Origin of the sequence: Chryseobacterium sp. P1-3 (assembly GCF_000738495.1) — a bacterium.
Classification (GTDB): domain Bacteria; phylum Bacteroidota; class Bacteroidia; order Flavobacteriales; family Weeksellaceae; genus Chryseobacterium; species Chryseobacterium gallinarum.
In genome coordinates this window covers 19,933-29,931 of record NZ_JPEQ01000022.1, presented here as the reverse complement: position 1 = coordinate 29,931, position 9,999 = coordinate 19,933, and the positions used below count along the sequence as shown (strand labels likewise).

The 9,999-nt window shown below is 37.4% G+C and carries 10 protein-coding genes and 2 pseudogenes; 3 read left to right on the top strand and 9 right to left on the bottom strand.

What is annotated here, in order from left to right; all coding sequences use genetic code 11:
* Nucleotides 1-262, bottom strand: a pseudogene (locus tag HX13_RS20390) (T9SS C-terminal target domain-containing protein); the annotation flags it as partial.
* A gap of 315 nt (nucleotides 263-577) precedes the next feature.
* Here HX13_RS20390 and HX13_RS20385 point away from each other — a divergent pair.
* The 3 genes and pseudogenes from HX13_RS20385 (at nucleotide 578) to HX13_RS20375 (ending at nucleotide 3,950) form a co-directional block, all read left to right on the top strand.
* Nucleotides 578-1,650 (top strand): annotated as a pseudogene (locus HX13_RS20385) (DUF4407 domain-containing protein).
* Between the two features lie 14 nt (nucleotides 1,651-1,664).
* The gene (locus tag HX13_RS20380) at nucleotides 1,665-3,527 is read left to right on the top strand and encodes an AAA family ATPase (RefSeq protein ID WP_050022572.1); all 1,863 of its coding nucleotides are present in this window, start codon (nucleotides 1,665-1,667) and stop codon (nucleotides 3,525-3,527) included.
* Nucleotides 3,528-3,743: 216 nt separating this feature from the next.
* Entirely contained in the window at nucleotides 3,744-3,950 is a 207-nt protein-coding gene (locus tag HX13_RS20375) for a KTSC domain-containing protein (protein ID WP_316931367.1), read from the top strand.
* Between the two features lie 103 nt (nucleotides 3,951-4,053).
* Here HX13_RS20375 and guaB read toward each other — a convergent pair whose 3' ends face one another.
* From guaB to HX13_RS20340, 8 genes are all read right to left on the bottom strand, one after another.
* Complete coding sequence (guaB, locus tag HX13_RS20370) at nucleotides 4,054-5,514, bottom strand: IMP dehydrogenase (protein ID WP_050022570.1); 1,461 nt, start codon at nucleotides 5,512-5,514, stop codon at nucleotides 4,054-4,056.
* 194 nt (nucleotides 5,515-5,708) lie between these two features.
* Nucleotides 5,709-6,209 carry a DUF4252 domain-containing protein gene (locus tag HX13_RS20365; protein WP_050022574.1) on the bottom strand — a complete coding sequence of 167 codons (501 nt, stop codon included), beginning with the start codon at nucleotides 6,207-6,209 and terminating at the stop codon, nucleotides 5,709-5,711.
* A 12-nt stretch (nucleotides 6,210-6,221) separates the two neighbouring features.
* Nucleotides 6,222-6,986 (bottom strand): GIN domain-containing protein, encoded by a 765-nt coding sequence (locus HX13_RS20360; RefSeq protein WP_050022569.1) that lies wholly within the window; start codon nucleotides 6,984-6,986, stop codon nucleotides 6,222-6,224.
* The gene (locus tag HX13_RS20355; protein WP_050022568.1) at nucleotides 6,958-7,503 is read right to left on the bottom strand and encodes a DUF4252 domain-containing protein; all 546 of its coding nucleotides are present in this window, start codon (nucleotides 7,501-7,503) and stop codon (nucleotides 6,958-6,960) included. Before HX13_RS20355 ends, HX13_RS20360 begins: the two co-directional genes overlap by 29 nt.
* A 42-nt stretch (nucleotides 7,504-7,545) precedes the next feature.
* A complete protein-coding gene (locus tag HX13_RS25780; RefSeq protein ID WP_262483589.1) occupies nucleotides 7,546-7,671 on the bottom strand; it encodes a hypothetical protein in 126 nt (41 codons plus the stop codon).
* The gene (locus HX13_RS20350) at nucleotides 7,652-8,221 is read right to left on the bottom strand and encodes a hypothetical protein (protein WP_050022567.1); all 570 of its coding nucleotides are present in this window, start codon (nucleotides 8,219-8,221) and stop codon (nucleotides 7,652-7,654) included. Before HX13_RS20350 ends, HX13_RS25780 begins: the two co-directional genes overlap by 20 nt.
* The gene (locus tag HX13_RS20345) at nucleotides 8,196-8,705 is read right to left on the bottom strand and encodes an RNA polymerase sigma factor (RefSeq protein ID WP_050022566.1); all 510 of its coding nucleotides are present in this window, start codon (nucleotides 8,703-8,705) and stop codon (nucleotides 8,196-8,198) included. The genes HX13_RS20350 and HX13_RS20345 overlap by 26 nt, the downstream gene beginning before the upstream one ends.
* Nucleotides 8,706-8,806: 101 nt before the next feature.
* Nucleotides 8,807-9,964, bottom strand: coding sequence for a GlmU family protein (locus HX13_RS20340; protein WP_050022565.1), 1,158 nt, complete (start codon nucleotides 9,962-9,964; stop codon nucleotides 8,807-8,809).
* Nucleotides 9,965-9,999: the final 35 nt, after the last annotated feature.

Genomic DNA, 9,999 nt, shown 5'->3' with positions numbered 1-9,999 from the left:
AGACCTGTTCTCCCTGTTGGTTTAATTTTACCAGGTGGAAATCATAGCCGTTGTTCTGGCTGGCAGCATTTCCTGTTCCCTGCTTCCGGCTTCCCGCCTGAATACTGCTGCCTGTGATAAGGTACTGCTGGTCTATTGTGGTGGTCACCTGGCTTAGGAAATCCTGCGTTGAGGATTTGATGTCTTTCTGCCAAACCACTTCCTGGGCCGGCAAACTAAAAATTATGCATAAGGTAAATGCACTCATGTAGAATTTCTTCATACGCTGTGTTTTTACTATTTATATTACTATTGGCTGCGAATCTACAGTTTTTTCATATTTCCCACAATGGTAGATTTATCTATATTTTTGGTTGAATTTAAACCTATCCGATTCATTTGCCTTCTATCACAAAAGTAGGGATGCAAAGCGACAGAACATGTCGTAATTTATTTATTTTTCATACTAACCCACATTAAACAAAATCAACTGTAAACCAACACATTAGCCATATACAAGACAATTACTTGGTAAAACATAATACTATCTTTTACATTGGTATGATTTTTAGTACTACATTTGTATAAATTTTCTGTTATGAAAACAAACCAACAAACTATAAATCAATCGAATCATGCAATAAACTGGTTCCAGAAGTTTCTGATGATATGCTCAGGCGGAAACATCCATATCTTAAGAAAAACGCCCAGTGAATGGAATAAGTTTTCAGGAATCGGAGGCATTGTACTTTTCACGGCCATATTTGCCACTCTCTCTGCAGGCTACGCCATGTATACTGTTTTTGATAATATTTGGGCTGCCGCAGGATTTGGTGTCCTGTGGGGACTAATGATTTTTAACCTGGACCGATATATTGTTTCCTCCATTAAAAAGACAGGAACGTGGTGGAACCAGATTTTGATGGCAGTTCCCCGTTTGATATTAGCAACATTCTTGGGGATTATTATCTCAAAACCATTAGAGCTGAAAATCTTTGAAAAAGAGGTCAATAAACAATTGAACACCATTATTCAAAGAAATAAAAAGCAACTTCAGGGAGAAATGAACGGAAGGATCCTTCAGCAAAGCGGACCATTTGAAACAGAAAAGCAACAAATCTCAGAAAAAATTGCTCAATATCAGAAAGCCTATGATTCCGCATCGGTAGAGCTTGAAAAAGAAATTCTGGGAAAACAAACCGGCTTAACCAGTGGAAAAGAGGGCTTCGGACCTAATGCAAAGCGTAAACAGGAGTTAAAGGAACAGCGCAGGCAAGATCTTGAGAATTATCAGAAACAGGCAGCTCCAAGACTTGAATACCTGGATAAAGAAATTTCAAAAGTATATACCAACCTGGAAACTGAAAGAAAATCCACAGAAACTTTTGAGGATAAATTCAATGGTTTTGCGGCCCGCCTTCAGGCATTGGATGAGCTTGGAAAAAATTCAGCTATCATAGGACTTGCTGCAGCGTTTATTATGGGATTGTTTATTTGTCTTGAGATTTCACCGGTCTTGGTAAAACTGATTTCCCATGTAGGACCCTATGATTATCTTTTAGAAAAAAACGGAAAACGATTTCAGACTCTATTCCAAAGAAAAAATTTGAAAAAGGAAATGCCCAGACAGATTTCCGTATAGAAGACTTTAAGGATAATTTAAAAAAATAATGTAATTTTCCTGCATGATTATCAATAAAGAAGAGATCCGGAAGAAAAAGAAAAAGCTGGATGATTGCAAAGCTTTCCTCAAAAAAGAATTCATAGGAATAGACAAGATCATTGATGACCTGATGGAATACCTGCAGATCTGGTATTTGATGCCTGAAATCCTCACCCGCCCTGTTGTCATCAATCTATGGGGCATGACAGGAGTGGGTAAAACAGATCTGATAAGGAAAATGGTCCGGTTTCTGGAATTTCAAAACCGTTTTGTAGAAATTGAGCTCAGCAATACCGATGAAACTTCCTGGAGCAAAAGTGTTTCCGATATCTTCCAGAGCAATGGCCTTAGTGATGAAAAGCCAAGTATCGTTCTTTTTGATGAAATTCAACGTTTCAATACCATTGATCCGGATGGTGCTCCTGTACCGCAAACCAAGTTCACCGATTTCTGGGAACTTCTGAGTGATGGACGCCTGAGCAAGCGGGAACGCGAAGATCTTGAACACTATCTATTCTCTTATCTTTTCCGTAAAAAGGAAAATGACAGGCGAAAACTCAACGGTGAGACAGAACTGGATGAAAATCCTTATCTCAATTTGTGGGATGCCAAAGAGCTTAAAAAATATCTGAGCATGGATGATGATGTCATGAGCATTATCGACATGAAAGAAGAGGATATGATTAAACTGATCCGTAAAAAGCAAAAGGAAAAGAAAATCTACGAGCCGGTAGACTACAGTAAAATGCTGATTATCATTAGCGGAAATCTGGACGAAGCCTTTCAGATGTCCCGTGATACCAGTGAAGCGGATGTAGATGCCAATATTTATCATGCTTTTACTAAAAAAATCACTGTTGTGGATATCAAAAATGCGCTTGCCAGAAAATTCCGCCCTGAACAGGTAGCCCGTTTTGGTAATATCCATCTGATTTATTTCTCATTAAAAACGGAAGACTTTCAGAAGCTGATTCAAAGGGAGATTAATACGTTAAAGCACAAAACCAAAACAAAGTTTGGCATTACGCTAAAGATAAATAAAGCTATTAATGAGCTGATTTACAGAAACGGTGTATTTCCGGTACAGGGAGTTCGCCCTGTATTCAGCAGTGTGGTTGATATTTTGGATACCAATCTCAGTAAGTTTCTTTTTGAAGCCATTATTCATGAGGATACTGCTATAGAAATTGATTATCTGGAAAAACAGAAAGTCATCACCGGCAGGATTGGAGCACGAACGATTGAGATCCCATACCTGGGAAGGATTGATAAGATACGCCAATCTAATCAGCAGGATGCCGTAGCCAATATCAGCGTGCATGAATGTGGGCATGCTGTCTCTTATATGCTGTATACAGGATTTGCTCCTCTTCAGCTGAAAAGCAAGGTAGCAAGCAGCTATGCCGCAGGATTTACTTTTCCTCATCAGATACATGATACCAGGGAAAGCCTTCTTGACAGGATTAAAATTTATCTTGCAGGAGGGATTGCCGAGGAAATTATTTTTGGAGAAGCAAATGCCAGCATCGGAAGAAGCCATGACAGAGAACAGGCTACATCACTTGCCATTGATTATATCAGAAAATATGGTTTTGAAGAAGATTATCAGGCCAATTACAGTCTTGAAGATTATCCTCATCGCATGCAACAGCATATTACTGACGAAAGGGTGGAAAAGCTGATGCAGGAATTATCAGGAAAAGCAAAGGAAGATCTTATCCTTCATATCAACCTGCTGAAGGATATGAGTAAAATACTCAGTCAGAAAGGCAGTATGCTTCCTAAAGAAATTCATGATATTGCTTTCAAACATCAACTAAAGGTAGAGATTAAAGAGGAAGGACATCTTCATATTACCAATTATCATCAAATACTGAATTCATAAAACTCTATTTAACCTGAGCCAAGGTTAAGAAGAGGTATAAGAGAAGGGAAGCTGAAGTTACTTTCAGGCCAACGCCACCATTAATTTGATTGTAAGGAAGATAAAAACAGATGAGTGGTTATTTTTTATGGCTCAATGATTTCCATCTTTCATTTCCAGATTCAATCTGATTAAATCAGAAATTCTTATCTCAAATATAGGAACATTTTTTGCAATATGTATTGCATGCCATCAAGTGTTGTCAATCGATTTATATATTTTCCAGACACTGAAATATTGAGAATTATATATCAGTCAGGAGCAGTTTATGACTATTTTAAGGTGCCTCAGACTATTATTGAGAAATTCAGCGCTGCAAAATCCAAAGGACAGTTTTTAAATAAAGTAATTAAACCCAGGTTTAAGTATACTAAAATAAGCTAAGCTCTATTCAAAGCTATTTTTTTTAAAATAAAAAAAATATTAATATCCAAAATAAAAAAAACCGCACAGGAATGTGCGGTTTCATTTATAATCTCACTTATTTTTACAAAGAATAATTCGGGGCTTCCTGAGTGATGATTACATCATGCGGGTGGGATTCTTTCAATCCGCTTCCGGTAATCATAACCAGTTTGGAATCTTGTTGCAAAGCTTCAATATCTTTAGCTCCACAATATCCCATACCTGCTCTCAGACCTCCCGTCAACTGGAAAATTACATCTTCCAGCTTTCCTTTATGAGGAACTCTTCCTTCAATTCCTTCCGGAACGAATTTTTTAGCCTCACTTTGGAAATATCTTTCCTTACCTCCTCTTTTCATGGCAGAAAGGCTACCCATTCCCTGGTAAGATTTGAATTTTCTTCCCTGGAAAATAATTTCTTCCCCCGGTGCTTCATCAGTTCCTGCTAAAAGAGACCCCAACATAACGGCTCCTGCTCCGCTAGCAATCGCTTTTACGATATCTCCGGAAAGTTTGATTCCTCCGTCGGCAATTACAGTTACATTTTTAGATTGAGCGTATTCGTACACATTGTAGATAGCAGATAATTGAGGAACTCCTACTCCTGCCACCACTCTTGTCGTACAGATAGAGCCCGGGCCAACTCCTACTTTAAGAACATTAGCTCCTGCTTCAATCAGGTCTTTAGCCGCTTCAGCCGTTACAATATTTCCTCCTACGATATCCAGTTCCGGATAGGCTTTTCTGATTTCAGAAATTTTATCCAATACCCCTTTTGAGTGCCCATGTGCAGAGTCAATCGCTACAATATCTACCCCGGCCTGCACCAAGGCTTCAATTCTGTCAAGGGTATCTTCTCCTACCCCTACTCCGGCTCCTACAATAAGTCTTCCGCCCTGGTCTTTATTCGCATTCGGATATTCTAACTGATTGTCGATATCTTTAATGGTAATCAACCCAACCAGTTTATTATCTTTATCTACGATTGGAAGTTTTTCAACTCTGCTTTTAAGAAGAATTTCTTTGGCTTTTTCAAGATTGGTATCTTTATCGGAAGTGATCAGATTTTCTTTGGTCATGATCTCTTCCACTTTTATATCAAGATCTTCCTGATACTTTACGTCCCTGTTGGTAATAATTCCGATCAGCACATTTTCAGCATCTACTACCGGAAGGCCTGAAATTTTGTATTTTGACATCATTTCTTTAGCCTGTCCCAGAGTATGATCTTTGGAAAGGGTAACCGGATCAGAAATCATTCCGTTTTCGGAACGCTTTACACGGTTTACCTGGGCAGCCTGCTCAGCGATTGTCATGTTTTTGTGAATAAAGCCCAAACCTCCGACTCTTGCTAATGCTATGGCCAGATCAGCTTCAGTAACAGTGTCCATTGCAGCGGAAACTATCGGAACATTCAGCGTGATTTTGTCGGTAAGTCTTGATTTTAATGAAACCTGATTAGGTAAAACTTCTGAATAAGAAGGGACTAGAAGAACGTCATCGAAAGTGATGGCTGTCTCTACAATTTTGTTATGAATAGACATCTTTACTTTCTTTGCAAAATTAGGTTATTTTGGTGAGATATGAAAATCCTTTTTAATAGTTTAAATAAAATTTAATAATCAATAACTTAAATCGAAAAACCATCCTTATGATAAGAATGGTTATGTACAAAATAAAATTAGTATTATATAGAAACTACTTGTTAGTTATCAAAGTTTGTAAATAATAACAGCTATTATTTATCTGAAAAAGAATTGATCATTTTCGAAATATCTCCTGCTGTAAAGCTTCCTTTTACATCCACAAAAACCAATTCTTTATCTGAATTTACAGTAATCAGCATATTTTTAATAGCATCCCCATTTTGTTTTACCCTTACATTGACATTATCTCCGTCATGTTTTATGGTTGCCCAATCTTCGTAATGGCTATTGTTCAAATAGCGAACATAGTCATTAAGCATCTCTTTGCTTCCGTTTTCTACGGTAAGGATTTTTATTTTGGAAATTTTCTTTACCAGGTTTACCAGTTCCTCACTTTCTCCATCTTCCCTCAGAGCTTTCTTGATATAGGGCTTTGCCAATAGCATCGGGACATTAAAGCTTGTAAATTTCGCTCCTTTAAAATCATATCCTGCATCTGAAAAAAAGTCTATATTGGGTTTTTCTGAAACAATGCAGGATTGAAGGGTACCAATCATCAAAAGAGTCAAAAAAATGTTTTTAAAAGTTTTCATGGCTAACATTTTTTAATCCAAATGCCTTAAAGTACCTCCTGATGTTTTACTGATATTGGATTCTATTTCCGGTCTTCCTTTATATTTTACCAAACCTCCTGAAGATGCTCTCACTTTTAATTTTCCGGATACATTTACAGAGAGATTCCCTCCTGTTGTAGCTTCCGTTTCAAGAGAAGTTAATTTTAAATCATCAGCTTTACAAACGGCTCCACTGCTAATATCAATAGTTCCGGATTCGGCACTTCCGCTCAGATTTGTACTGGATCCGCTTGAGCTTTTGACTGAGATTTTTCCGGTCGTAATCCCGGCTCTGACGTTGGCTCCTGAAGAAACCGAAATATCCGTTGCTCCTGAGATTTTGAAATCACCTGTCACATTGGCTCCCGATGATGCATCAATTCTCATATTATTCTCTTGAATGGCATTTACCACCGTAAGGTTTGATCCGGAAGAAACATCAATGCTGCTCATTTTTGGAGAGGAAACATTTACACTTAAATTTCTAAATTTCAGGTTCCTTATTCCTTTGTTATCAATATAAATTCTCAATATCCCGTTTTCTACTTTTGTAATGATATATTGCAACTTATCAGAATCTGCAATTACTTTTACACTGGCAGGTTTTTCCTGCTTGAAGACTACATTCACTCCGGTACTTACCTGGATTCCTGAAAAGTCACCAACATTTCTTGCTTCTCCATTCAGGTAAGAAGGATTATTTTCTGATGTGATATTACTTTTTATATTACTGACCGGATTTTTTTTTGGTTTCACTGGAGCTGATGATTTTACTCACATCATCCATAGAAAGTTTACCATCAAGCATTACAAAAATACTTTCTCCACTTCCGCCATCAATGCTCAATAATAAATCATCCAGAATACCATTCCTGGCTTCAGCGGAAAGAAATTTTATCTTTGCTCCGGAATTGTTTACGGACATGATTTCATTGTAGTTCAGATTCTTCAGGTAAGAGGAAATATCCTTACTCAACTGGGAAAGGTTATTCTGAACCCTGCGACCATCAGAAGTATTTGATTTTTCAGGATTTTCTGTAATCAAAATCTTTAAACCATTGATTTTTGACAATAACGGTTTGATCTGATCCAGCTGGGAATCATCAATGTTCAGACTGCTCAGCATTCCAAACATAGGCTTGGCAATTTTAATAGAAGTAACGCCTTCTACTTCCTGATATTTGTCAAAAAGCTGATCGAATTTATCTCTTTGCCCATACACCGTAAAGAAATGGGAAAAAGCAAGTGCGAATATTATGAATAGTTTTTTCATGAGTCAATTTTTTTTTACTTAATGATTAATACTTTCTTTCATTTAATAATCATCATCTACCACTTTAGGCTGTACCAATTTTTCACTAACGTTATTTGCAAATATCTGGAATGAATACTTAGTCACATTGATGGCTTCTTCTACATTATCAATTCTTTTTCCGTTCACAATAACGTAAGAATTTTTTATATCCTGTAGAATCTTTTGAAACCGTATTTGTTTTAAAAGAAGAATTGTCTACATATCTCGGCTTTCTTTCTTTTTTGAGCCTTCCTCTTTTAGGTAGGATTTCATCTAAAACATCTTTCTCCGCTATTGAATTTTCCTGAAAAATGGAATCTTTTTTAGCTCCTGAAACAGAATCTGAATGATTCGCCGCTACCTGATGCTGATGTTCGTTATTTTCTTCAATAAAATCCGACTTTTGCCTTAAAACTTCGTCTTTTACGAGTTGTTTTTTATACTGAACATTAGCTGAATGCTGATGATAAAAGAAAAAGCCTGCACTGAAAAGCAGCATTACACTGGCAGCCATCCAAAACCATTTAGGAAAAGAGGGCTTATTTTTTTCGAGCGGGATTACAGGGCCTTCTTCTTTTCCAGAAACGGGTGTACCCTCTGCTTTCTGAAGAAAATCTTCAAAACTCCAATCCATCTTATCTTCCTTAATTTCCCGGAAGACTTCGTCATATTTATTCTGTAATTGATCTTTTTTCATAGCTCATCAGTTGTGAGATTTGTTCTTTTACTTTTTGTCTTGCCCGCATAAGGTTGACCCTTACCGCATTTTCCTCCATTTCCAGCATTTCAGAAATTTCATACACTTCATACTCTTCTACATCTTTCAAATGGATAACCATTTTTTGTTTCTCCGGAAGCTGGTTGATAAATCCTATAATGTGTTCTTTAAGATTATCAACCTCCATGCTGTACAGCTCCGAACGATGCAACTGCAAATCAGCAAATCCTAACTTGACATCGTGATGTTTCAGCCGGTTCAGACATTCATTCCGGACGGACTTCAATGCATAGGATTTAAAATTCCCAAATTGCTCAAGCTCATCCTTTTTTTGCCAGAACTTCATCATCAAATCCTGCACCACATCTTCTGCTTCATCACTGCTCATAACGAACCTTTTCGCAAAACGATACATCTCGTCTTTGAGAATAAACACCGTATTCTTGAAAGTTTCTTGGGTCATGAGTTTTGTTTCTTATAGGTAAGACAACTACCGTTTCAAATCTATTACATCGAAAATAAAAAAAACTTCAAAAAAAAATTGAAGTTTTTATAATGAATAGACTAATAGTTATCAAAAATATGTTTTAAAATCGCTTTGTCTTCCTCTGATAAAGCCACTTTTCTTCTGGCCATTGCTCTTTCTGCCACTTCATAAACTTTATCCAGCCTGAACCTTTCATCATCTTTCAATCCGCCCCATGAAAAGTTTTCTACAAGATTAGGCGGAAAGCCCGGTTTAAAAATATTAGAAGCTACACCTACTACTGTTCCTGTATTCAGCTGTGTATTGATGGCCGTTTTGGAATGATCGCCCATAATCAGGCCGGCAAACTGTAGTCCGGTGTCTTCAAAGGCTTTGGTCCTGTAATTCCAGAATCTTACATGGGCATAATTGTTCTTCATATTGGAAGAGTTACTGTCTGCACCGAAATTACACCATTCCCCGATCACAGAATTCCCTACAAAACCTTCATGTCCTTTACTGGAGTAACCGAAAATGATAATATTATTGACCTCTCCTCCTACTTTACAATGGGGACCAATCGTAGTGGCTCCATAAATTTTGGCTCCCAGATTGAATTTTGAGTGATCACCAAGCGCTATAGGGCCCCGGAGATGACATCCTTCCATCACTTCAGTATTTTTTCCAATATAGATTTTTCCGGTTCTGGTATTCAATGTAGAAAATTCAATTTCTGCTCCTTCTTCAATAAACAGGTCTTTTTTGTCCCCTAAAAAACCATTGGTGGAAGACAATTCCTGTGAAGTCCTGCCTTTCGTAAGAAGATCAAAGTCAAAATCTATAGCGTGATGGTTATAAGTAAACAGGTCAGCAGGCTTTTTAAAGAAGATCAGGTCTTTAATATCTGTCATTTTTTCAATCTGGTTTAAGGAAAAGCCTTTCATGTTTATTCTGGCCGCTACCAATTCATCTTCATATACCAAAGCTTCTCCCTGTTTAAGATCCCTGATCTGTTGAATAACAGTTTCCGTAGGCAGAAAGTTCGGAACCAGAAAGAGACTTTCTTTTTCATCAGGGCTTTTAAATTTATCCTGAAGATAAGTTTCCGTGAAGTAAGAAATTTCGGTATTCTCCAGGATTTTAGACCATCTTTCGGAGAAGGTAAGAATTCCACATCGCATGGCTGCCACGGGGCGGGTGAAGGTAAGTGGAAGAAAGTCTTCCCAATATTGTGCGTCTGAAAATACTAATTGCATTTTTTAGAAGTTAAAAAGTTAGAAGTTGAAAGTTA